At 65.0% G+C, this 23,129-nt stretch carries 23 protein-coding genes; 12 read left to right on the top strand and 11 right to left on the bottom strand.

Going from position 1 to position 23,129, the window contains the following annotated elements; all coding sequences use genetic code 11:
* Window positions 1-133: 133 nt before the first annotated feature.
* Together R3E77_02040 and R3E77_02035 are read left to right on the top strand one after the other, a co-directional pair.
* A complete protein-coding gene (locus R3E77_02040; protein ID MEZ5498190.1) occupies window positions 134-1,000 on the top strand; it encodes a pirin family protein in 867 nt (288 codons plus the stop codon).
* Entirely contained in the window at window positions 997-1,626 is a 630-nt protein-coding gene (locus R3E77_02035; protein MEZ5498189.1) for a DUF924 family protein, read from the top strand. Before R3E77_02040 ends, R3E77_02035 begins: the two co-directional genes overlap by 4 nt.
* A 44-nt stretch (window positions 1,627-1,670) precedes the next feature.
* Here R3E77_02035 and R3E77_02030 read toward each other — a convergent pair whose 3' ends face one another.
* The 4 genes from R3E77_02030 to R3E77_02015 form a co-directional block, all read right to left on the bottom strand.
* Entirely contained in the window at window positions 1,671-2,579 is a 909-nt protein-coding gene (locus tag R3E77_02030; protein MEZ5498188.1) for a cation diffusion facilitator family transporter, read from the bottom strand.
* Window positions 2,580-2,589: 10 nt separating this feature from the next.
* On the bottom strand, window positions 2,590-4,002 hold the full coding sequence (locus R3E77_02025; protein ID MEZ5498187.1) for a pitrilysin family protein: 1,413 nt from the start codon (window positions 4,000-4,002) through the stop codon (window positions 2,590-2,592).
* The gene (locus tag R3E77_02020) at window positions 3,999-5,354 is read right to left on the bottom strand and encodes a pitrilysin family protein (GenBank protein MEZ5498186.1); all 1,356 of its coding nucleotides are present in this window, start codon (window positions 5,352-5,354) and stop codon (window positions 3,999-4,001) included. The genes R3E77_02025 and R3E77_02020 overlap by 4 nt, the downstream gene beginning before the upstream one ends.
* Before the next feature lie 332 nt (window positions 5,355-5,686).
* Complete coding sequence (locus R3E77_02015; protein MEZ5498185.1) at window positions 5,687-6,490, bottom strand: SPOR domain-containing protein; 804 nt, start codon at window positions 6,488-6,490, stop codon at window positions 5,687-5,689.
* A gap of 86 nt (window positions 6,491-6,576) precedes the next feature.
* On the opposite strand from R3E77_02015, the gene R3E77_02010 reads away from it, so the two are divergent.
* From R3E77_02010 to R3E77_01995, 4 genes are read left to right on the top strand one after another with little or no spacing between them, the layout of a single operon-like run.
* A complete protein-coding gene (locus R3E77_02010; GenBank protein MEZ5498184.1) occupies window positions 6,577-6,972 on the top strand; it encodes a polymer-forming cytoskeletal protein in 396 nt (131 codons plus the stop codon).
* 30 nt (window positions 6,973-7,002) lie between these two features.
* On the top strand, window positions 7,003-7,761 hold the full coding sequence (locus R3E77_02005) for a glycerophosphodiester phosphodiesterase family protein (GenBank protein ID MEZ5498183.1): 759 nt from the start codon (window positions 7,003-7,005) through the stop codon (window positions 7,759-7,761).
* Window positions 7,758-8,939, top strand: coding sequence for an FAD-dependent oxidoreductase (locus tag R3E77_02000; GenBank protein MEZ5498182.1), 1,182 nt, complete (start codon window positions 7,758-7,760; stop codon window positions 8,937-8,939). Before R3E77_02005 ends, R3E77_02000 begins: the two co-directional genes overlap by 4 nt.
* Before the next feature lie 8 nt (window positions 8,940-8,947).
* The gene (locus tag R3E77_01995; GenBank protein MEZ5498181.1) at window positions 8,948-10,396 is read left to right on the top strand and encodes an FGGY family carbohydrate kinase; all 1,449 of its coding nucleotides are present in this window, start codon (window positions 8,948-8,950) and stop codon (window positions 10,394-10,396) included.
* On the opposite strand, the gene R3E77_01990 is transcribed toward R3E77_01995, so the two are convergent.
* Both R3E77_01990 and R3E77_01985 read right to left on the bottom strand, forming a co-directional pair.
* Window positions 10,321-11,331: an alpha/beta fold hydrolase gene (locus tag R3E77_01990; GenBank protein MEZ5498180.1), complete on the bottom strand. Its 1,011-nt coding sequence runs from the start codon at window positions 11,329-11,331 to the stop codon at window positions 10,321-10,323. The two genes, R3E77_01995 and R3E77_01990, sit on opposite strands and share 76 nt — an antisense overlap.
* A gap of 3 nt (window positions 11,332-11,334) precedes the next feature.
* Window positions 11,335-12,747 carry a response regulator gene (locus R3E77_01985; protein MEZ5498179.1) on the bottom strand — a complete coding sequence of 471 codons (1,413 nt, stop codon included), beginning with the start codon at window positions 12,745-12,747 and terminating at the stop codon, window positions 11,335-11,337.
* Between the two features lie 146 nt (window positions 12,748-12,893).
* Between R3E77_01985 and R3E77_01980 the strand changes: the two genes are divergently transcribed.
* Both R3E77_01980 and R3E77_01975 read left to right on the top strand, forming a co-directional pair.
* A complete protein-coding gene (locus R3E77_01980) occupies window positions 12,894-15,011 on the top strand; it encodes a hypothetical protein (GenBank protein MEZ5498178.1) in 2,118 nt (705 codons plus the stop codon).
* A 152-nt stretch (window positions 15,012-15,163) separates the two neighbouring features.
* Window positions 15,164-15,781, top strand: a complete 618-nt coding sequence (locus tag R3E77_01975) for a YdbL family protein (GenBank protein ID MEZ5498177.1) — start codon at window positions 15,164-15,166, stop codon at window positions 15,779-15,781.
* 53 nt (window positions 15,782-15,834) lie between these two features.
* Here the strand turns inward: R3E77_01975 and R3E77_01970 are convergent, their stop codons facing one another.
* From R3E77_01970 to R3E77_01950, 5 genes are read right to left on the bottom strand one after another with little or no spacing between them, the layout of a single operon-like run.
* Entirely contained in the window at window positions 15,835-16,509 is a 675-nt protein-coding gene (locus tag R3E77_01970) for an SOS response-associated peptidase (protein ID MEZ5498176.1), read from the bottom strand.
* Window positions 16,510-16,514: 5 nt separating this feature from the next.
* Window positions 16,515-17,327 carry an ABC transporter permease gene (locus R3E77_01965; GenBank protein MEZ5498175.1) on the bottom strand — a complete coding sequence of 271 codons (813 nt, stop codon included), beginning with the start codon at window positions 17,325-17,327 and terminating at the stop codon, window positions 16,515-16,517.
* Window positions 17,324-18,250, bottom strand: coding sequence for an ABC transporter ATP-binding protein (locus tag R3E77_01960; protein MEZ5498174.1), 927 nt, complete (start codon window positions 18,248-18,250; stop codon window positions 17,324-17,326). The genes R3E77_01965 and R3E77_01960 overlap by 4 nt, the downstream gene beginning before the upstream one ends.
* A gap of 23 nt (window positions 18,251-18,273) precedes the next feature.
* Window positions 18,274-19,317, bottom strand: coding sequence for a CsgG/HfaB family protein (locus tag R3E77_01955; protein MEZ5498173.1), 1,044 nt, complete (start codon window positions 19,315-19,317; stop codon window positions 18,274-18,276).
* A gap of 35 nt (window positions 19,318-19,352) precedes the next feature.
* Window positions 19,353-20,024, bottom strand: a complete 672-nt coding sequence (locus R3E77_01950) for a hypothetical protein (GenBank protein MEZ5498172.1) — start codon at window positions 20,022-20,024, stop codon at window positions 19,353-19,355.
* Window positions 20,025-20,122: 98 nt separating this feature from the next.
* Between R3E77_01950 and R3E77_01945 the strand changes: the two genes are divergently transcribed.
* The 4 genes from R3E77_01945 to R3E77_01930 are packed head-to-tail and all read left to right on the top strand — an operon-like array spanning window position 20,123 to window position 23,080.
* Window positions 20,123-20,785, top strand: coding sequence for a FlhC family transcriptional regulator (locus R3E77_01945; GenBank protein MEZ5498171.1), 663 nt, complete (start codon window positions 20,123-20,125; stop codon window positions 20,783-20,785).
* Complete coding sequence (gene nudC / locus R3E77_01940) at window positions 20,718-21,671, top strand: NAD(+) diphosphatase (GenBank protein MEZ5498170.1); 954 nt, start codon at window positions 20,718-20,720, stop codon at window positions 21,669-21,671. The genes R3E77_01945 and nudC overlap by 68 nt, the downstream gene beginning before the upstream one ends.
* A complete protein-coding gene (locus R3E77_01935) occupies window positions 21,668-22,249 on the top strand; it encodes a DUF4126 domain-containing protein (protein ID MEZ5498169.1) in 582 nt (193 codons plus the stop codon). Before nudC ends, R3E77_01935 begins: the two co-directional genes overlap by 4 nt.
* A gap of 12 nt (window positions 22,250-22,261) precedes the next feature.
* Complete coding sequence (locus R3E77_01930) at window positions 22,262-23,080, top strand: NRDE family protein (protein ID MEZ5498168.1); 819 nt, start codon at window positions 22,262-22,264, stop codon at window positions 23,078-23,080.
* The last annotated feature ends 49 nt before the right edge of the window (window positions 23,081-23,129 follow it).

The raw sequence follows: 23,129 nt of genomic DNA, 5'->3' as shown, positions 1-23,129 counted from the left end.
ATTCGACGAGCGGCCGCAGGCCGCATGAGTACAGTTTAGCTGTAACGCGCCGCGCCAGCCGACCGGTCTCGGTGCGCGGCCCGCGGCTGTGGCAGACTGGCAGGCGGACAGGCCGGCAGGTGGAGGCCAGACAATGCAGATTCTGCGCGGCAAGAGCCATGATCTCGGTGGGTTCGCGGTCCGGCGCATGCTGCCGGCGCCTCAGCAGCGCATGGTAGGCCCCTTCATTTTCTTCGACCACTTCGGCCCGGCAACGCTTGCGCCGGACGTTGCCATGGACGTGCGCCCACACCCGCATATCGGTCTCGCCACCGTGACCTATCTGTACGAGGGCGCCATCATGCACCGTGACAGCCTCGGCTGTGCGGAGGAAATCCGTCCCGGCGACATCAACTGGATGATCGCCGGCGGCGGCATCGTGCACTCCGAGCGCACGCCAGCGTCGTTGCGTGGCCGGAGTTTCGCCCTGCACGGTCTGCAATGCTGGCTCGCGCTGCCGGATGCACACGAAGACGACGCTGCCGAGTTTTTTCACTATCCGGCGAGCGACCTGCCGCAATTGGACGTCGCAGGCGCGCGCCTGCGGGTACTTGCAGGCGATGCCTTCGGGCGGCGCTCGCCCGTCAAGGTTCACCAGCCAACTCTCTATGTGGATGTGCTCATGCCCGCGGGATCTGGCATCGCCGTTCCAGAGGAGCACGAGGAGCGCGCTGTTTACCTCCTGAGCGGTGAACTCGACATCGACGGCAACGCGCTCGCCGCCGGCGAGATGGCATTGCTCCGCAGCGGCGAGTGCGTGCTGCGTGCCACGCGCGACTGCCTGCTGGTGCTGCTCGGCGGACAGCGCTTCGGGGTGCCCCGGCACATCTGGTGGAATTTCGTCGCGAGCAATCGTGAGCGCATCGATCGGGCCGGTGAGCGCTGGCGCAATCGTGACTTTCCCACGGTGCCGGGCGATGAGGTGGAATTCATCCCACTGCCCGAGGAGCGATCCGCATGAGCGATCGTGCGCGCCAGGTGCTCGATTACTGGTTCGGTCCGGCCGCGATCGGCACCGAGGACGCACTCAATGCCAGGATGGGCTTCTGGTTCGGCGGCCAGGCGTCGCCGGAAGTCATCGCGATGCGCGACCAGCAGATCGAGCTGCGCTTCGGCGATCTGGTCCGGCAGGCCATGGCGGGCGAGCTCGCGCAATGGGCCGCGAGTCCGCGCCGGCGCCTGGCGCTGATCATCCTGCTCGATCAGTTCCCGCGCAGTATTCACCGCGGCAAGGCCGAGGCTTTCGCCGGGGACGAGGCTGCGCTGCGACTTACGCTGGAGGGCATGCAGCTCGGCGCCGATGCCGCGCTCACGGCCCCGGAGCGCTTGTTCTTCTACATGCCATTGCAACATGCGGAGTCGCTGGAGATCCACGACGAATCACTCGCCGCATTCCGGCGCCTGGTCGCCGAGGCGCCCATGGCGTTGAAGCCCGTATTCGTCGATGTCCTCAACTACGCCGATCTGCATCGCAGCATCGTCGCGCGTTTCGGTCGTTTCCCGCACCGCAACGCCGCATTGGGTCGGCCATCGAGCGACGAGGAATTACGCTATCTGGCAGACAGCGCGCCGCGTTTCGGGCAATAACTGCGCCGCCCTGGACGCGGTTCCGGCCTCGAGCCGCGACGCACTCAGTCGTCGGTCACATCCGGTTCGATGAAACACCAGCCGAGTTCAGGCAAGTGCGCCTTGAGCTCGCGCTCGAGCGCATTGATGGCCACCACGGCCTCGTCCGCGCTCAAACCCGGACGCAGGCGGATCTTGGCCGCGAGCATGATCTTGGGGCCGAATTGCAACGTGATCGCATTCAATACGGCGTCGATGTTCGAATCACTTGCCAGCGCGGAATCGAGTGCAGCGCGAAAATCCTCGCTCGCCGACGTGCCGACGATCAGGCTCTTCATCCGCAGCGCGACGAAGATCGATACCAGCACCAGGACGATGCCGATCAATATGGACCCGATCGCATCGTAGCGTGACTCGCCGGTGATGCTGGCGAGCGCCACGAAGCCCATCGCGAGCACGAGCCCGATCAGCGCGGCGACGTCCTCGCCAAGCACGACCACCAGCTCTGCATTGCGTGTTCCGCGAAGCCAGTTACGAAGGCTGCGGCCGCCACGCAATTTGCCGATCTCGCGCAGGCAGCCGAGGAGCGAGAAAGTCTCGAGCAGTATCGAAACGGCAAGCACGGCCAGCGCGACCCAGGGCCGGGACAACGGCTCGCCCGCATGCAGCTTGTTCCACCCTTCGTAGATCGAGAACAATCCGCCGACGCTGAAGAGCATCAGCGCAACGATGAAACTCCAGAAATAGGACAGCTTGCCGTAGCCGAGCGGATGGCGTGCGTCAGCGGGCCGTTGCGACTGGCGCAGTCCGATCCACAACAGCACCTGATTGCCGCTGTCTGCAAAGGAGTGGATCGCTTCGGCGAGCATGCTCCCCGAGCCGGTGTAGAGCGCCGCAGCGAGCTTTGCGAACGCTATGCCGAGATTGGCGAGGAATGCGTAGAGGATCGCCCGCAATGACGATGACTGCGACATGCGGACGCCTTCATGGTCCGGGATGGAATTCCGTGGCTGCGAGCGGCATCTCGGTGACCGGCCCGTACTTGGCTATCCCCTCGCGAATCCTGCTGGCATCGCCTATCAGTACCAGCTGCAGATGATCAGGCGTCGGGAACGCGCGCTCGATCACGCGGCGCGCATCCTCGGTAGTCACTGCATTGAGCGCGGCGCCATACCCTTCGATGTATTCCGTTCCAAGGCCGTATAGATCGAGCTCGGCGAGCGCACCCGCCCAGTGGCCCGCAGTCTCGAGACGCAAAGGGTATTGCCCGAGCACGTACGCCCGCGCCGAGTCGATCATTTCGGCATCGACGGCGTCATCGTGCAGCCGTCCGAGGGTGGCGAGCGCCAGGTCGATGGCCTGCACGGTCGTGTCGGTCTGCGTGAACGAGGCGATTGCAAACGGACCCGCGACGCGGCCACGGCTGAAACGCGATGACGCGCCATAGCTCAAACCCGACTTGATGCGCAGTTCGCTGTTCAGGATCGAGGTGAAGCGTCCGCCGTAGAGCGTGTTGACGATATCGAGCGCCGCCCGGGCATCGAAGTAGCGATCGACGCCGACATTGCCAAGCCAGAAATACGTCTGTGCGGAACCCGGCGAATCGATCAGCAGGACGCGCCGCTCGGCGAGCGGCGCCGCAGCTGCAAGCGCCGGCAGCGGGTTCTTTGCGCGCTGCCAGCCAGCGAAGGCTTTGCGCACCGCGCGTTGCGCCCATTTGGGATCGACATCGCCGGCAAGCACCAGTGTGGCGCGATCGGCGCTGACATTGTCGCGGTAAAAGGCACGCACATCATCGACACGGATGCGCGCGAGGCTCGCCTCGCTGCCGTCCGTCGGCAGTCCGTAAGGGTGATTGCCGTAGAGCATTGCCCGACCATAGGTGCCGATCAGGCCGGACGGATCGCTGTCCTTGGCGGCGCGGATGAATTCGATGTCGCGATCCCGCAGCTTCGAGAATTCACCCTCATCGAGTCGCGCCCGTTGCGCGACATCGGCGAGCAGCTCGAGCAACAGTTCGCGATCGCGCGAGAGGAATTGGCCGCTGACGGCGATGGCTTCATCGGCCGCTCCGGCATTGAAACTGCCGCCCACGGCCGCCACCGCATCGGCAAATGCGAACGCATCGCGAGCCCCGGCGCCCTTCTCCAGCAGGCCAGCCGTAAGCGATGCAACGCCGGCGCGCTGCGGCACATCGAGCCGGCCACCGCCCTTGATGACCAGATTGAAGGCAAGCAGGGGTACCTCGGGCTGCGGTACGACGATCAAGGTCATGCCGTTGGCGAGCACGCTGCGGCTGTGCTTCGGCACTTCGACGCCAACCCGCGTCGCGGCATCCACCACATGCAAAGGCACGGCACATGCCAACACCCATGCCAGTCGAGCCAGCAATTTCATGTCGGCTCCTTTTGTGCCTGAGTGGCCTGCAATACCCCTACGGTTCGCCGCCGCGCATCGAACAGCTCTGCGGCCAGTTCGCGCAACTGCGCCGCTGTCACGCGCTCGTAGTCGGCGGGCGCCGCGAACAACTTGTCGTAACCGCCGTGCATTACCTCGAACTGACCGAGGAGCCGCGCCTTGCCGTTGATCGTGGCCATGCCTTGCCAGAATCCGGACAGCGCCATGTTCTTGGCGCGTCGCAGCTCCTCATCGCTCACGCCCTCACTGACCACCTTCGACAGTTCGCCATCGAACGCCGCCTCCGCTGCGGCAACGTCGGCGCCCGACGGAAGGGTGAGGAAGAACCACAGCAGGCCGGGATCAAATCCCTCCTGCCAATAGCCGCTGACATCGATCGCGACCTTGCTCCGCTCGACCAGCGCCCGGTGCAGGCGCGAGGCATCGCCATCGGTCAGGACCGCAAGCAGTAGATCAAGGGCCGGACCGCGTGCATCGCCGGCAGCGGGGGCCTTGTAGGCAAACTGCAGCAGCGGCGTCTGCGCCTCAGTCTGCAAGGTCACGCGCTTCTCACCCAGTTGCTCGGGCTCGATCGTGCGTATCGGCTGCGGCGGCGGCTGGGACGCGATGGGCTCGAAGTACTTGTTTGCGAGATCAAAGACCTGCGCCGCCGACACATCCCCGACCACCACCATCGTGCAGTTGTTCGGTGCGTAATAGGTGCGAAAGAAGTTCTTCAGATCGTCGATCTGCCAACCCTTGATGTCCGATGGCCACCCGATCGTCGGAAAATGGTAAGGATGGGCTGCAAATGCCGTCGCCTGAACCTGCTCGGCCAGCTGGCCGGTCGTGTTGTCCTCCACCCGCAGGCGCCGCTCGGAGTAGACGACATTGCGCTCGCTCTCGACGACCTTCGGATCGAAGGACAGGTGCGCCAGTCGATCCGACTCGAGATCGAAGACCGTCTCGAGCGTGCCGCGCGGGATCCAGTCCTGATACACCGTCACGTCATCCGTCGTATAGGCATTGTTGGCCCCGCCGTTCGCCTCCATGACGCGATCGAACTCGCCGGGCGCCCGCCGCGACGTGCCGTTGAACATCATGTGTTCGAAAAAATGCGCGAGGCCGGTGATACCGGGCGCCTCATTGCGGCTACCCACGCGCACCCAGTTGTAAATGACGATATTGGGAATGTCGTTGTCGGGCCAGACGATCAGTTTCATGCCGTTCGCGAGGGTGCGCGACTCGATGCGCTCGCGGCCGGCGACCTTCACATCCGCGGCGGCGGCAACGGCTGGCAGCGCGAGCAGGAAAAAATAGAGGCAACTTCTTGCAAACGGCGATGCGGGCATGGCGTCTCCACGGCGCTGCAATCGAATCTGCGCGCATGATACATGCCGGGCTGTAGGCGTCAGTCCCTGAGCGGGCACAGGGGACAAAAAAAGGGGTCCTTGCGGACCCCTTGCAGGGAAGAAGCGAACACCGGGGAAGTTGCTCGCATCTGGATCGGGCTGCCAGGTTGCGGCCGGGCATCCGGGGATTGGGGATGGCCGCGCCTGGCAGGGTATTCATTGCAACCCCCATGCCAGAGTGTAACTATTTGATTTTTATGGATTTAGTGCAGACGGAATATGCCTGCATTGACCGCCAGCGTCAGATTCTGACGCCGTCAGCCAAAGTCGGCCTAGCCGCGCGTGACGAGGCAAGCCGTACCGGCCTTGCGCAGTCGCTCGCAAAGGTCGCGGGCGGTTTCACCGTCGCGCACCGGGGTGCGCAGGCGGAACATTTTGCCGCTCGATGTATCGACGGGTGAAACCTGTGGCACGGCATCGCGAAGAAATTGACTATGCCTTTCGCTGAGTTCACGCCAGGCCTGGTTGGCGCGAGCTTCGCTGCTGTATGCGCCCAATTGCACGGCATAGGCGCCATCACTGGCCGGCGGTGGCGCAGCGCTGCGCTGCTTCGGCGGCGTGCCGGGCAGAGTTTTTGTTTTCGCTTCGGACACAGGCGATGGCGCCGCGACGGCAGGTTCGGCGGTCCGCGGTACGGGGTTGATCTTGGCAATCGGCGCAGGGGTCGCGGCCGCAGCCGCGGCCGCAGCCGCTTCCTCGGCGGGAGTCGTTGCGGCATCGCCGCCGGCCGCTTCGGGTTTGTAATTGAGTATGCGTGCCCGCGCCTCCTCACTCCAGCGGCTGCCCGGATGCTGCACCATGAAGCGGGTATAGGCCTCCACCGTATCCTCGAGCACGGCCTTGTCCCAATCGAGTTGCTCGGCGAGCTGCAGGATCCGCTCCCGGGCCACCAGGGCTTCGCGGCTGTCGGGATGACGGGATATGAACTGCTCGTAGCCTTCCGCTGTGTCCGCGGCCTGGGCCGATCGCCAGTCGCTGTCGAGGCGATTGCAGGCACCGAGCATGAGCAATGCTGCCGCTGCCATTACCGCGAGCCCGCGTAGCGACGCGACGTCCGCGGCACGAAATCTGGCCATGTCCCGTCCCCCGGCAATAAGCGAGAGCCGAATTGTAGCGCGAGAGGTTACTATTCGGCGCCAGTAGTCCCAAGGAACGCGCCTGCATGACCGATACCCCCCGACGCCGGTTGCGCGACAGCTTCAGCAAATCGCCCACCTTCATCGCCGCCGGTACCGAAATCGACGGCGACATTGTCTGCAAAGGCACCCTGGTGCTGGCCGGATCGGTCCGGGGCAATGGCCGACTTCATGCCAACCTGAACCTGTCGGCGGGCGCCAGCTGGCACGGCGATATCGCAGCCGAAAGCGCGATCGTCGCGGGTGCCGTCGTCGGCACCATCCGCTGCCGCGAACGTCTCGAAGTGAGTGCCAGTGCGCGCGTCGAAGGCGATGTCGAGGCACGCAGCGTCGCCATTGCAAATGGCGCCGTGATTGCCGGCCAGGTGATCGTCACCGGCCAAAGTAGCGCGTTGCGCTTCGACGAGAAGCGCAACGACTGACGAGCGCAAACACAGGCTGGGAGGACTGCTTTGAGAGCGCGTCGTGTCGTGCACCTGGTTGCGCATCGAGGTAACGCGGCCGAGTTTCCCGAGAACACCCTGCCCGGTGTCATCTCGGCCTTCGAGCTCGGGCTGCGCTTCGCGGAAATCGACGTGCAGATCTCGCGCGATGGTGTGCCGGTCGTCATCCACGATCACATGCTGACCCGCACTGCGGCTCTCAATGAGAGCGTACTCGAGATGAGTGCCGCGGAAATCACGGCGGTCGACGCCGCCGAAACCGCGCGCTTTGGCGACCGGTTCGCCGGCCTCAAGGTCCCGTTGCTGAGCGAAATGATCAAGGTACTCGGCAATTATCCGCAGGCGGTACTGTTCATCGAGATCAAGCGCGCGAGCCTCGCGCGCTTCGGCCACGACCAGGTGGTTGGCAACATTCTCGACGTCATCCGCCCTTATCGTTCGCAATGTGTGCTCATCAGCTTCGACCTGCCGGCCGTGTTTCGCGCGCGCCAGCAATCCGGTGTACGCATCGGGTGGGTGCTCAGCGAGTACGACTCGCACACGCAGTTGAAGTGCGAAGCCTTGCGGCCTGAGTTCCTGTTCTGCGACCACCACAAGCTGCCCGGCGATGCGGCCGCACTATGGCGCGGCACCTGGAAATGGGTGATTTACGAGATCGCCGAACTCTCGCTCGCGGTCGAACTGGCCAGACGCGGCGCCGATTACATCGAGACCATGCGGGTGCGGGCGATGTCGCGCGAAATTCGCCGCGGTCCGGACGGCGAGTGACCCGCCGCTACGATCTGGCCGTCGTCGGCGGCGGAATTCACGGCGCGGGCCTCGCCCAGGCCGCGGCGGCGGCCGGTCATCGCGTCCTGCTCCTCGAGAAATCGACCATCGGTGCGGGAACCTCGAGCCGTTCGAGCAAACTTATCCACGGTGGTCTGCGCTACCTCGAATCCGCCCAGCTGCGATTGGTGCGCGAGAGCCTGCATGAACGCACGTTGCTGTTGCGTAACGCGCCCGAACTGGTTCGCCTCGTGCGTTTTCGCGTGCCGCTCTATCGCAGCACCCGTCGACGCAGCTGGCAACTGCTGCTGGGTTTGTCCATGTACGCGGCGCTGGCGGGATTTCGCCGCGGCGCGAATTTCGGCTTGATTGCGCGCAGGCATTGGGATGAGCTCGACGGCCTCGAGCTCGCACACCTCAAGCGCGTGTTCTGGTATCACGATGCCCAGACCGACGATCGCGCACTCACGGCCGCCGTGGCGCGCTCGGCGAGCGGACTCGGCGCCGAAATCCTGTGCAGCGCGCAGTTCATTCGCGCCGACCTGCACCAGGAGGGTGTCAATATCAGTTATCTTCATGACGGCGCCGAGGCCGAGTGCGCAGCGCGGGTGCTCGTCAATGCCGCGGGTCCCTGGGCGCGCGAAGTTCAGGCGCGCATCGCGCCGGCTGTGCCTGTGCCGCAGGTGGAGCTGGTGCAAGGCGCGCACGTGCTGGTCGATGTCGCAGACCCCGGCGGTTACTACTACGTCGAAAGCCCCCGCGATGGACGCGCGGTGTTCGTCATGCCCTGGCAGGGGCGCCTGCTGGTCGGCACGACCGAGCTGCGCTATCGCGCCTCGCCCGATCGTGTCGCACCGAGCGTCGCCGAAAAACACTACCTGGTCAAAGTGCTGGCTCATTATTTCCCGCGCTACCGCGACCTGCGTGTCGCCGACCTCGGCGGCAGCTTCGCCGGGCTTCGCGTCCTGCCCTGCGGATCAGGTCACGCCTTTCATCGTTCCCGCGAGACGCATTTCGAGCTCGACCGCCCGCACTCGCCGCGGGTCCTCGGAATCTTCGGCGGCAAACTCACGACCTATCGAGCTACCGCCGCCTCGGCCATGCAGCGTATCGCGACCAGCCTGCCCAGGCGGCGCGCGATCGCTCGCACGGATCGACTGCGCCTCACGCCACAGTGACGACGCCCGTGCAGAAGGCGCCCTGCCTGCTGGCACTCGATCAGGGTGGACATGCAAGCCGGGCTTTCCTGTGGAGCGCCACGGGCGAGCTGCTCGCGCAGCACGAGGTTGCCGTGGCAACGCGACGCATCGGCGAGGATCGTGTCGAACACGATGCCGGGGAGTTGCTCGCGACGCTGCGCCATGCAATCGACGTCGTGCTGGTTCGCGCACCACCCGGCCAGCAAGTCCTCGCCGGACTTGCCACCCAGCGCTCCAGCATCGTGGCCTGGGATCGCGACAGTGGCCTGCCGCTCTCGCCGGTCCTGTCCTGGCAGGACCGGCGCAATGCGCGCTGGCTCGAGGGTTTGCGCGCGCAGGAGAGTCGGATACGCGCGCTGACCGGCCTGCCGCTCACGGCACACTACGGCGCGAGCAAGATGCGCTGGTGCCTTCAGCATCTCGATGCACTCGGGCCGGTGCAAGCGAATGGCACGCTCGTCCTTGGACCCCTCTCGAGTTACCTCGTTCAGGGGCTGTGCGGCGGCGCACCGCGGGTGGACCCGGCGAATGCCTCGCGCACACAGTTGTGGGACATCGCAACCCGTGACTGGTCGTCCGAGCTGCTGTCCTTGTTTGGCATCGACGCGCGATGCCTGCCGCAAAGCGTCGATAGCGATGCCGACTTCGGCGAGATTCGCGGCGTGTCAACGGCAACCAGGCTGCGGCTCGTGACCGGGGATCAATCCACCGTGCCATTTCTTTTCGGGCCACCCTCGAGCGAGGATATTTTCGTCAACCTGGGCACTGGCGCGTTCGTGCAGCGTGCGACCGGCGCAGAGCCGGTGCACCTGGCAGGATTGCTCTCGAGCATCCTGTGCAGCGGCAGGCTCGGAACCCACTTCTGCGTCGAAGGCACCGTCAATGGCGCCGGTAGCGCGACCGCACTCGTCGCGAAGGGCCTTGGCCGGGATGAGCCCGGTCTGTGGCGCGACCTCGAATCGGCAGCAGCGATCGTGCCGGTGCCTTATTTCAATGCCGTGTCGGGACTCGGTTCGCCATTCTGGGCGAGCCATCTGCACTCAGGATTTCTGGGCGACGGCTCGCCACTGCAGCACTTTGCCGGCGTCGTCGAAAGCATCGCCTTCCTGCTCGCAGCCAATGTCATCGCCATGCGGGTCATGAACCCGGCGCCGCAGCGCGTCGTGTTGACTGGAGGACTATCGCGCTCCGGCTGGTTGTGCCAGCGCCTCGCGGATCTCCTCGGCGGACCCGTGACCGTGCCGTCGGTACGCGAAGCGACGGTTCATGGCCTGCGCCAGATGCTAGGCGTCGACAGCACACTGGTCGCTGCGGCCACCACGGACTACCCGCCGCGGGACAACCCCGCACTGCGGGCGCGTTACGAGCGCTGGCTCGATGAGCTGGCCGGGCGCGGGATCCGTGCCGCAATCACCTCGTCCACCCAGCTCGGCTGACCCAACCCCGGCGAGAATCCGCAGTGACCGCCATAGCGCGTGGTAACGATTTCAAGCCGGTCGGAGGTCGCAAGCGCCGCAAGATCGGCGGCGGGAATGATCGGATCGTCCAGCGCGGTGATGATCGTCGCCGGCGCGGCAAGGGCGGCGAGCCGCGCCCCGGTCAGGGCATAGCCGTCGAGGTAATTCGACAAGGATTGGTATTCGGTATGGCGCAATACCATCTGCTCGGTCATGCGGCGAAGGTCCGCATTGCCGAGCATCGCCTCGAAGTCATAGGCGTCTGGCCATGCCTGTTGCTTGCGCCGCAATGAGCGCGCCCACTTGCGCACGAAGTAGGCGTGATAGATATTGAATCGGCCTTCCATCGCAATGAGCGTGCGGGCCGGATCGAGCACCGGCGATATCGCCACCGTTTGCGCGACATCGATGTCGAAACCGGGTGCAGCCGCCGTAACCCGCAACATGAAGTTCCCACCGAGCGAGAAGCCGACCAGCATGAGCGGCTGCGTCCTGCGCGGCACGTGCAGCGAGGCGATGGCGCGGGCGACTTCGGTCAAGCGGCAGGAATGGAACAGTTCCTGGTTGAGATGATGCGTATCGCCGTGATCGCGTAGGTTCAGGCGCACCACATCGAGGCCCTGCGCATACAGCGCCTGCGCGCTCGAGAGCACATAGGGAGAATCGGCGCTGCCCTCCCAGCCATGCAGAAAGATGGCAAGAGGCCGGGTCGGATCGGAACGCGACTGCAGGGCTTCGAATGCCTGTAGCCTGACACCATCGCCACAATCGACCAGTCGCTCGCGGCTTGCCCCGAGGAGAGGTGCGGCACGCGCGCGCATGCGTCGCCGCGCGATACCGATGCGCGGCAGTATCGACTGCGCGTGGCCACCGCGCAGCCACCGGGGTGGCTCGAAATCTGCGCTTGCGTCCAAGCGTCAGGGACTGGTCTGGGTAACGGGCGGAGCGGTGGGGGGTTCGACCGCCTCGGCCTGCGAGCGCAGGCGGATTTCGACGCGATTGTTGGCCTCTGCAGCGCGATTCCATTGCCCTGCAAGCAAATTGTCTGACAAAGGCGGGTACGGCACGGCGATGTCCTCCGCCTGTCCGGCGATCACATCGACACGCAATGCGCCCTCCGCCGCGCCACGAAACCTGCCCACCGTATTGGCGAATGCAAGCGACTCGCGCTGCCCTGCGCTCAATCCCTCCAGGAAAGGATTGCCGATGACATCGCAGGCGCTGACCAGTGTTTCCTCCGGTGCAAGCGAATAGCCTTCGGCCGCATTGCCGGTCAGGCAGAAGCGGCCAGGATAGGTTGCGATCTGAACTTCACCGCGATATTGCTGCTCGGCCAGCCGGCCCAGCACTGTGCGTATGCCCTCCAGTCGTTCGCCGGAGAGCGGCACGGCGCCATAAGGCACGAGTTGTGTTACGCGCGCGCCCTGGCTTGCAATCTCGCCCGTCCCACGCAGCGCCTCTCGCAAGGGATCACGATCGGCGGCGAGGTTGCGCGCAGCCAGTGTCGCGGACTCGGCGCGTTGCGATGCCAGGGTATTCTCGAGTTCGGCGATGCGCAGTCGCGCCTGATGCGCCACCTCGTTGGCACGCAACGCATAGATGCCGGCAGCGAGCGCCGCGAGCACCGCAGCTGCGGCCAGCCACCAGGGTGCATTCGATCGCGGTGGCGGCGGTTCCTGTTGCAGCGCCACCTCGCGCACCTGGCTGCGAAGTTCGCCGCCCAGTTTGACTGTCTGCTCATCCAGGTGGCTGGTCATCCAGCGTCGCAGGTCGGTCATCTGTTCGCGCACAACCGACTCGACCATGCCGCGCAGCTCCGGACTCAACGCGAACTGTGCGGCCTGGATCTGCGAAGTTTCGATACTGAATCGGCCGGTGTCCGCCGTGCTTTCGTTGGCGGCGGGCGCCTGCGTGAAGGGGACGAAGCCGGGTGCAGCTTCCATCGTTGCGCGCCGATCCGGCAGGAGCTTCAACTGATAGAGCACCCGTGACACATCCGCCGGTTTGATGCTCTTCGGCAGCACGCCGACCGCACCGAGCGCTCGCGCCTGACCGAGGTAGAGCTCGCCCTCCTGCGAGGTGTACATCATGATCGGTATCATCGCGGTGCGCGGATTGTTCTTGATCGACTGCACCGCCTGAAAACCATCCATGCCGGGCATGAGGTGGTCCATGAAGATCACGTCGGGATGGTGACGCCCGAGATAGTCGATTGCCTGCTCGGCCGACTCGACACTGTCCACTTCGAGCTCGTGTTTCTCGAGCATCCGCGCGAGAAAGGTTCGTGCCGACCTCGAGTCATCGACGATCAGTGCCCGCTTGCCACCCATGCCGCCACTCCGCTGTCAGAAGCACCGTGCTCCTGCGCGCGGAATTCTAACCCAGATGTTGCGCTGTGCCCGATCGGCGACAGTCACGGCGTCGATGTAACAGTATCCGGGGCAACCGGTTCCGCCCAGGCGCTAGACTTGTTGTCATGCCAGCGCGCCTTTTCACTACCCGATCGAGCCGACCGCTGCTGGCAGTGCTCGGCATGGCCCTGCTGCTGCCGAGCACCAGCGCGTTGGCCATTACGCGCATCACCGTCCAGGCGTCGCGGCTCGCAGTCCCGGGCAATGAAGCGCGAGGCGTTCGCCTGACCATCGATCTTGGCGAAGGCGGCGACGGCGGCGAGCTGGCCGGGGAGATCGCGGCATTGCAGTTGCGCGCCGCCGACTGGCCGCAGCCACTACGTGACCTGCGCCTGCGCTGCGCCCGCCTTTCCTTGTCGGAGGATGATCTTGCCTGTCGCGGCGGCGTATTGCGCATGGCCGCGGGACCTTTCGGCAGGCAACAGGCGCGCCTCGAACTGCGTTACTCAACCGTAAGTTCGACGGGACGGTTGGCCGTGTCGCAATTGCGTTTGGGCGACGGCCAGGCGCAGGCCGAACTCGCGCTTGCGCGTGGGGACTGGCGGGCGAGCGCGCAGCTGGACGATGCCGGTCTGAAAGCACTGCGGCCCGCTCTCCCCGCCGCCGTGCAACCGCCCACGGGCTTTGACTACGACGGACGTCTGGGCGGCAAGCTGAAGGCGCAGGGAAGTCTCAGCAGCGGGCCGCGCGATGTGCAGATCGACGCCGAGTTCGCCGGGCTCGCCTTCAGCAATGAAGACGGCAGCGTCGCCGGCGAGAAGTTGCGCGGCACTGTGGCGTTGCAGTTGGATTTCGCCACTGTCGATCGACCACGGCTCGACATCACGCTGCGCGGCAACGGTGGCCAGGCTCTGACCAGCGCTGCATTCCTCGACTTCGACGCCAATCCATCTGCGTTGACCGCCTCCGGCACGCTGATCGGCAAGCGGATCGATTTTGGCCAGTTGCGGCTCGAACAATCGGGCCTGCTCGAGGCCGTTGGCAGCGCGGACATCGATCTGAACGGACCGCCCTGGGTGCTCCATGCCCGCGCGACCATCGACAGGCTGCAATTCCCCGCCGCCTACACGAGCTACCTGCAGCTTGCGCTCGCGGCGACGGACTTCGGGCGACTCGACACCGCAGGGCACGTCGCCGGAACTCTCGAGGTCGCCGCGGATCGGCCAGTTGCCTTGTCCCTTGCGACGGACAGGCTCGAGATCGACGATCGCAAGGGTCATTTCTTCATGCATCAGCTCGCGGCCAGCGTGCACTGGCTCGCGGATCCTGCCTCGACACCTGCCGCGTCGTGGATCAGCTGGCAGAGCGGCGGCGCCTATGGCCTGTCGGGAGCCGCCGCGCGCATCGATTTTCGCGCGCGCGGCAGCGGCTTCGAATTGACCCGCTCCACACGGCTGCCCATCTTCGACGGCGCGCTGGACATCGCCCGCCTGGCGGCATCGAACCTCGGTAGCGATGAGCTGCAGATCAGCTTCAATGGACAAATCGAACCGATCAGCATGCCGAGACTCTGCGCCGCCTTCGGCTGGCCCGAATTCGCCGGTACTCTCGGCGGCACCATTCCCGACATCGACTATCGCAACCGCGAACTTACCGTCGCCGGCGATGTGATCGCGCAGGTCTTCGGCGGTCGCGTGAGCGCAAGCAAGTTGAAGCTGCGCGACCCGCTTGGCAACTGGCCGCGCCTTTTTGCCGACGTGCGCCTCGAGGATCTGGACCTGGCGCAGGTCACGAGTACGTTTGCCATAGGCGCCATCACCGGGCGACTCGAAGGTGCACTTGCGGGACTCGAGCTTTTCGACTGGTCGCCCATCGCCTTCGATGCCAGGCTCGGCACCCCGCCCAACGACCGCAGCCGCCACCGTATCAGTGCCAAGGCCGTCGGCAACCTCGCCAATGTCGGCGGCGGAGGCGGCGGCGTCATCCAGGCGTTGCAGTCGGGCTTCCTGCAATTCTTCGACGAGTACAGTTATTCGGCACTCGGGATCAGTTGCAAGCTGCGCGACGAAGTGTGCCAGATGGGCGGTATCGGTCGCAGCGAGGGCGACGGCTATTACATCGTGCGCGGCAGCGGTATCCCGCGCATCGACATCGTCGGCTCGCAAAGGCGCGTCGACTGGCCGCGCCTGGTGGCGCAGATAGCCGAAGGGATGCGTAACAGTGACAGCGTCACCATCAAATAGGCGCGGGAGTCGTGACCGGCATCACAGCGAAGTCATCGCAACTCGCCAAACATTGTTAAAATCGACCGGCGGTTGCCAGATTCAGTTGCGGTTCACCCCGGTCGAGCAGAATGCAGACTGCGCGACGGGTTTCCTGATTGAGGAGTTCAGACATGCGCAAAGCGTTACCGGTCAAGATCATGCTGGCGAGCTTCCTGCTGGCGGCCTGCGTGACCATCAATGTGTATTTCCCGGCGGCCGCTGCCGAGAAGGCTGCGGACCAGATCATCGACGCCGTCAAGAGCGGCGCGGCCGACACGGCGCGCAGCGACGCACCGCCGCAGGGCGCGATTGCGGCACCGCGACAGAACATCCTGCTGGCAATGACCGGCCGGCTCCTGTATGCGCTGGTGCCCGCCGCCGAGGCGCAGAGCGAGACCAGCCTCGATGTGTCGAGCCCGGAGATTCGGGCCATCACCAGTTCCATGCAGAAGCGCTTCGCCGATCTCAAGCCCTACTTCGCGAGCGGCGTCGTTGGCCTCACCAACAACGGCCTGATCGAGATTCGTGACGCCGGCAGCGTGCCGATCGCCGAACGCGCGCAGGTCAAGCGTCTGATCGCGGAGGACAACAAGGACCGCGATGCGCTCTATGCCGAGATCGCCAAGGCGAACGGACATCCCGAGTGGCAGGACGATATTCGCAAGATCTTCGCGAGCCGCTGGATCGCCCGCCTTGCCGAACCGGGCTGGTATTACCAGGACGCCGGCGGCAACTGGACACAGAAGTAGTCCCAGGCGCCCGACCGCAACGCGGCCGAGCGGGAGGGTGAATCCGGTTCCGGTCAGTCGCCGGCCGGGGCGATCAGGTCGGCGCCCTGATTACGGGCATTGTTGACCCGCTTGGAAACGGCATAGCTCTCGAGGGCAGCGGCGTCGACCCTGCCATAGAGCGGCGCGAGGCGCGCAGGATCGGCCACGGCAGGATCCAGCCACAGATTGCAATCATCGGGCGCCAGCACCACCGGCATGCGATGGTGGATCTGCGCCAGGGATCCGGTCGCCTCGGTGGTGACGATCGCACAGGACTCAAGTGGCGGTTCGCCATCGCGCTCCACCCAACTCTCCCAGATACCGGCGAAGGCCATCGGATCGGCATCGCGACGGCGTATGAAATAGGGCTGCTTGCCACCTGCGACGGCGTGCCACTCGTAGTAGCCGCTCGCGAGCACAAGGCAACGCCGCCGGCGAATGGCAGCGCGAAACGCTGGCTTCTCCGCAATGGTCTCGGAGCGCGCATTGATCATGCGTGCGGCCATGGACTTTTCCTTCGCCCAGGACGGCAGCAGTCCCCAGTACAGCTCGGCGAGCCTGCGCACGGCACCCTGGGTGACCCGAACCACGGGCACGAATTGTGTCGGTGCGATGTTGTAGCGCGGCTCGATCTCGGGCGCCTCGGCAACATCGAACAACCGCACGATGGCCTCGTGCGGCGAGTAAAAGGCAAATCTTCCGCACACGTGCGTTACTCGCGCAAGCCGCCGCTGCGACTCATCAGTCTCACGGCCACGCCGTAGAGCGCCACGGCGAACAACGCCATGATGGTGAACGCAGGCACCACCGGCACATCGGAGGCACCAAGGAAGCCATGCCGGAAGGCATTGACCATGTACAGGATGGGATTGAGATAGGACGCCTTCTGTGCCCATTCGGGCAGCATGCTCACCGAATAGAACACGCCGCCGAAGTAAGTGAGCGGTGTGAGCACGAAAGTCGGCACCATGTTGACCTGATCGAAATTGCGCGCGAATACGGCGTTGATGAATCCACCGAGCGAGAACACGACCGAAGTGAGCAGCACGGCCGCGATGATGATGCCTATGTGCACGACGGTGAGGTGCGTGAAGAAAAGCGAGACCATTGTGACCACGAGGCCTACCAGCAGACCCCGCACCATGCCGCCGGCGACATAGCCGAGCACGATAAGCCAGTCGGGCAACGGCGAGACCAGTAGCTCCTCGACGTGCTTGCCGAACTTCGCGCCGAAGAACGAAGAAACGACATTGGCGTAGGAATTGGTGATGACAGACATCATGATCAGGCCCGGCGCGATGTACTGCATGTAGGGAATACCGGCCATTGGGCCGATGCGCCTGCCGATCAGCGCACCGAATATCACGAAGTACAACGTCGAGGTGACCGCGGAAGGCACGATGGTCTGGCCCCAGATGCGGATGATGCGGCGAAACTCCCGGCGCACGATGGTGACGAATCCCGTCCATTGCCGGCGTGCGGTGCTGCCGGCAAGGTAATCGCTCCCTGCGGTGAGCTCGTTCATCGGGTACCAGCCTGGCGCGCTGCATTGCGCTCCTCGCCGCCGCGATCGACCAGGCGCATGAAGATCTCCTCGAGCCGATTGACCTTGTTGCGCATCGACAGCACTTCGATGCGCGCTTCGCTCAGGCGCGCGAATAGCTCATTGAGATTCTGCTCCTTGGTGACCTCCACCTCGAGGCTGTGCGAGTCGATCATGCGCAGTTCGTAGTCGGGGAGTTTCGGCAGCGTCGTCAGTGGATCGCGCAGGTTGAAAACGAAGGTCTCGGTGTGGAGCTTGCGCAACAGGCTTGCCATCCGGTCGCTCTCGACGATGCGGCCGCCGTCGATGATGGCGATATTGCGGCAAAGCGACTCGGCCTCCTCCAGATAGTGAGTCGTGAGGATGATGGTGATGCCGCGGGCGTTGATCTCCTGCAGAAATGCCCACATCTGGCGGCGGATCTCGATGTCGACGCCAGCGGTTGGTTCATCGAGAATCAGCAGCCGCGGTTCGTTGACCAGGGCGCGAGCAATCATCAGCCTTCGCTTCATGCCGCCGGAGAGGCCGCGCGCGATCTGATCTCGTTTCTCCCACAGGTCGAGTTGCTTGAGGTATCGTTCGGTGCGCTCCCGCGCAACTCGCCGCGCAATGCCATAAAAACCGGCCTGGTTGGCCACGATGGTCGCGGGCGTCTCGAACAGGTTGAAGTTGATTTCCTGCGGCACGATTCCGATACAGGCCTTGGCAGCGCCGAGCTCACGATCGATATCGTGCTCGAACACCAGCACCTGGCCGCTGGTCTTGCGCACCAGCGAAGTGATGATGCCGATCAGCGTCGTCTTGCCCGCACCGTTTGGCCCCAACAGCGCGAAGAAATCGCCGCTCTCGACCGCAAGATCGATGCCACGCAGCGCCTGTACGCCGTTCTCGTAGGTCTTGGTCAGACCACGGATTGTGAGCGCTTCGCTCAGGGACGGGTCACCAGGATTTTCTTCACCCAGCCCGCGGCGGCAGCGCCCTGCACATTCAGGAAGCCGTTTTTCTCGGCGCCAATCACGACGAGTTCATCGCCTTTGCCAAGCGTTGCGAGCGTCTTGGCCGAATCCGCGGGTTGCGCCAGCAGCTTGACGTTGGCGATCTTCGGCATCACGACATCGCCATCATTGAACACCTCGCCCGCTGCCGTCTTGGCGCCGGCTTCCTGCCGCAGGGTACCGACGTCGCGCTGCAGGGAGGGATCGTTGCGCACGACACCGACGATCTTGTTGTAGTTGTCCATGAACGCCGCGGCAATGATCTTGCCCTCATTGGTATTGCCATAGCCGCCGAGTGCGCCGACGCCACCGCTGCCTGCCAGAAAACCACCGAGGCGCAGATCGGCCTTCTTGGTGGAACCCTCGGCGGCGGCAACCTGCAGCCCCGAGCGCGCGTCGGCCACCAGCATGCTGGTCTGGGCTTCCTTGAACTTGAGGCCACCGGCAACGGCGCCGATCAGCGGCGCTTTGCGGCTCAGCACGCCGCCCAGCAGGCCGCCGATGCCGCCGGCATTGCTCTCTGAGAAAACCACCGATGGAGTGAGCACGAAATCGGCCGTCACCATCTGTCCGCCGCCCATGTTCGAGCCCTGGCGCAGTTGTCCGGAGGCGGCGAGCTCGCGCTCCTGCATCACATTCTGCATGCCGACGCCGCGCTCGACGACGAGGAAGCAGTTTGATTGCTGCACCATCAGGCGAATCAGCCCGACAGGCGATCCGAGCCCGTACTGTGTGAGTGATTGCACGACGAAATCCTGCGGCTCGACGACCGCAAGCGCACCCATTGGCTTGTCACAGTGCTCGAGACCACTGTCGCCCGTCGAGCCGGACGTGCCTGCGGCACCTTGCACCTTCGAACCGCCCTCACCCTGCTTGTAACCGGTGACGCCCTGGGCCGCGGCCGGCGTGACATGAAGCACTGTCGCCGCGACGAAGGCAGTCAACGTCAAACGGATTGAACAGACCAGAACTCTCATGGCATGGACCTCGGTCGCATCGAAAACGGATATGCCTACCTTAACATTCCGGCCGTACCCGACGCGAGGAGGTCGCCGGCGAGCATCTGCAGGCCGTTCAGTTTCGCGCGCGAGAGCAGCTGCGGATCGGCGCTGCCTGCAGCGTGGGCGGCCTGGCGCCACCAATCGAGCCGGCCCGGCCAGCGTGGCCGCAGTGCACTGACGCTGGCGAGAGCCGCGCGCTCCAGGCGCGCGATGCCGACGCTGCGCAGATTGAGCACCGATTCGGCCGACATGCCGAAGACCACGCGCGCCGCCAGCGGGCGGCTGCGCGCCAGATGCCAGGCGTAGTTGAGAACCATGCGGGCGAAGCGATTGCTGCGCTCGCCGGACGCGAGCCACGCGGCGCCGCTCCGTGCCAGATCGCCGGCACCGCCGTCGAGCAGCCGGCCCCAGCGCAGACTGTCGTGGAACCCAGCCTCGACCAGCGCATAGGGCCACTGCGCGAGACGTTCGCGCGCCGCATCGTCGAGCGGGCGCAGGAGTTGCACGAGTGCGCCGCGGGCATCGTCAGCCGCCGTGCCATCCCGAGCCGCCGTGCCCGCCAGAAGTTGCAGCAATTCCTCGTTGATTTCGCGCAGTGGCGTCAGCGAGGCAACCGACAGCGTCGCGCCGTCCCAGTCGGCGCCGAACCACGCGAAGTCGAAGTCCAGTTGTGCTGTATCCATGGCATTCCTTGTCGTTTGCGTTACATATCCTGCCTCGACAGCACTTGGATAGCCGGTTCAAATTTGGGATATTTATACCAAATTGAAAAGGTATCCGCATGCGTATCACCGATGACCGCTACAGCCGCGACCGCCAGCGTTTCGACCTGGCGCTACGCTTCATCCGCCACGAGGCGCGCACCCAGACCATTCGCCTCTGGACCGGGCTCACCGACGATCGCATCCGCAAGCTCTACCGCGCTTATGTGCGCGAGGAACAGAGGCACAAGATCCGGCGACACCGTGGCAAATCACCGCAGCAGGTCAACTACTTCCTGCGCTCGCCGCAGCTGCGCCAGGAGGCCGCCGTGCTCGGCAGCATTTGCGCGTTGCTCGGCCTCATCCCCGCCACCCACTCGCTCACGAAGGCAGCGCCACCGGGAGCCGTGCGCGGCGACCTGCTCGTGCGCGCCTACGAGTTCTACCTGGCACTGGCGCCGCAACCGGCCATCGGTTTCGAGCATGCGGTTTTCCTGGTCAACGTGCTGAGCCGCGGGGAAGAATTGCAGCTCGCGCGATGTCGCAATTGCGGCGCTGCCGGCATCAGCGACGGATTCAGCCTGCACAGGCACAACTGCTCGCTGTGCGCCAGCGTCGCACTGAAGCCGGCACCAGCCGGCGCTGCTACACTCAGCGACACGCGCCGAGTCCAGCATGCAAAAGCCACCGCCCAACAACTACTTCGCCGGCCCTTATCTCGATCGCCGCGCCGCCGAGCGTGAATCCGGCGACTGGCTGGCGCAGGCGCACGAAGACGCCGACACCTTATATATAGCCGCGAGCGGCACCATGCTCCTGGTGCGTGCCGGCGATCTGCCGGCCGCAGCACTTTGCAGCCGTGAAGAACTCGGGGCCGCAGGCGTTGGCGCGGACAGGGCAACGTTGCTCGGATGGTTTCGCGGCGCGCGCTGCGTGCTGCTCGACCTGAGCGATGTCGCGCACTTCATGCCGCCTCCTGGCACCCAGTTCGCCGAGCTGCGCCCGTTGGCGCCACGCATCGAATCGGACGAAGCGGGCCTGCTTGCCTACGCGCGGGCGCTGCAGATCTGGCGGCAGTCACATCGCCACTGTTCGGCCTGCGCCGCGCCAACGACGGCGAGCCGCGCAGGCCACGTGCTGGTTTGCAGCAACCCCGACTGCCGCCGCGAAGCCTTTCCACGCATCGATCCCGCCATCATCGTCCTGGTGAGCGATGGCGATCGCGCACTGCTTGGCAGGCAGGCGAGTTGGCCGCGGGGCCGCTATTCGACCATTGCCGGATTCGTCGAACCGGGGGAGAGCCTGGAGGATGCCGTGGCGCGCGAGGTCTATGAGGAATCCGGCGTCGAGGTCGATGCGGTGCACTATCACTCATCCCAACCGTGGCCGTTTCCGTCCTCGCTGATGCTTGGATTTCATGCAACGGCAAGGCCGGGCAGCATGCCGCGCGGCAGTGACGAACTCGAGGACGTGCGCTGGTTCTCACGCGCCGACATCGCCAATGGTCAGCCGATCATGCCGCCCAGTGTCTCGATCTCCTATCGCCTTATCGAATCCTGGTTCAATGCCGGTTCGGACATTCCACTTGCGAACCAGCAGCGCGCCTCGCATTGGCGCGGGACGCAATGAGCGAACTGCAGGTGCTCTATTCGGTCGCGCTCGGAATCGCGCTGGCTGCGGCCGTGGGTCTGCGCGTATTCCTGCCGCTGCTCGCACTATCGATCGCGGCGTACAGCGGCCATGTCAGCTTGAGCGACGGATTCGCATGGCTCGGCACCATGCCGGCGCTCGCCATGCTCGCGATCGCCACGATCGTCGAGGTCGCCGCCTATTACATTCCCGGACTCGACAATGCTCTCGATGCGCTCGCGACTCCAGTGGCACTGCTTGCCGGTACCGTCGCCGCGGCGGCCGTCATGACCGACTTGCCGCCGCTGATCAAGTGGACGACGGCGGTCATTGCCGGCGGCGGCGTTGCCGGCCTGACCCAGGGCGCGAGTTCGCTACTGCGCGCAAAATCCACGCTCACGACCGGCGGGCTTGGCAACTCGGTGGTCGCGAGCGGTGAACTGGGCGGCGCGCTTGTGCTGTCGGTACTTGCCATCGTCATGCCACTCGTTGCGCTCGCGCTTGCCGTCGCCCTGTTGTGGCTCGTCTTCAAGCTGGTGCGTCGGTTGGTGCGCGGTGCGCGCCGCGGCGCGAACTGAGCCAGGTTTTTCATGTGCCTTCTGGTACTCGCCTGGCGATGTCACGCGAAGTGGCCGCTGGTCATCGCCGCCAACCGCGACGAGTATCACGACCGACCGACGGCTGCGCTCGCACCCTGGCCAGGCAATGCCAACCGTCTTGCCGGGCGCGATCTGCGCGCGGGCGGCACCTGGCTCGCAGTCGATAGCGCGGGGCGTTTCGCGGCACTGACCAATTTTCGCGAGCTTGCGCCGCCGCGGCCGACGGCACCGACCCGCGGTGCCATCGCGGCACAGTTTCTCGACGGCAATCTCGGCGCTGCCGATTTTCTGGCGACACTCGAGGACGACGCACCCGGATATGCCGGATTCAACCTGCTGGTAGGTGACGGCGCGTCGCTCTACTACGCCAGCAATCGCCGCGAGCCCTTCGCGGTGCAATTGCAGCCAGGCGTTTATGGCCTGAGCAACCATCTGCTCGACACGCCCTGGCCCAAGGTGGAGCGTTCGCGCTCGGCCCTTGGGATGCTCTTGCGAAACGGCGAACCGAAGGCGGGGGCTGTGTTCGAGATTCTCGCCGACCGGCACAGCCCGGGCCCCGCCACCGATCTGCCCGCGGGGATAGACCCAGGCCTCGCCCGCGAGCTGAATGCCGTTTTCGTCACTCATCCGCGTTATGGCACCCGCAGCTCCACGCTCGTGACCTACCGCGACAGCAATGCCGCGCGCGTCGTCGAGCGCAGTTTCGATGCATCCGGCCATCGCCTTCTCGACTGTGAATACCAGCTGAACGACGGTCGGTGGACCTGCGCGGACGGCGATGGAACCCGCGACCGCGCAGCGTGCTCTTAAGTAGATAGAATAGAACCCATCCGTTTTCCGAGCGCGGCATGCAGCGTTT

It is taken from the genome of Steroidobacteraceae bacterium (assembly GCA_041395505.1).
Lineage (GTDB): Bacteria > Pseudomonadota > Gammaproteobacteria > Steroidobacterales > Steroidobacteraceae > JAWLAG01.
This window is presented reverse-complemented; position numbering and strand designations above follow the sequence as displayed.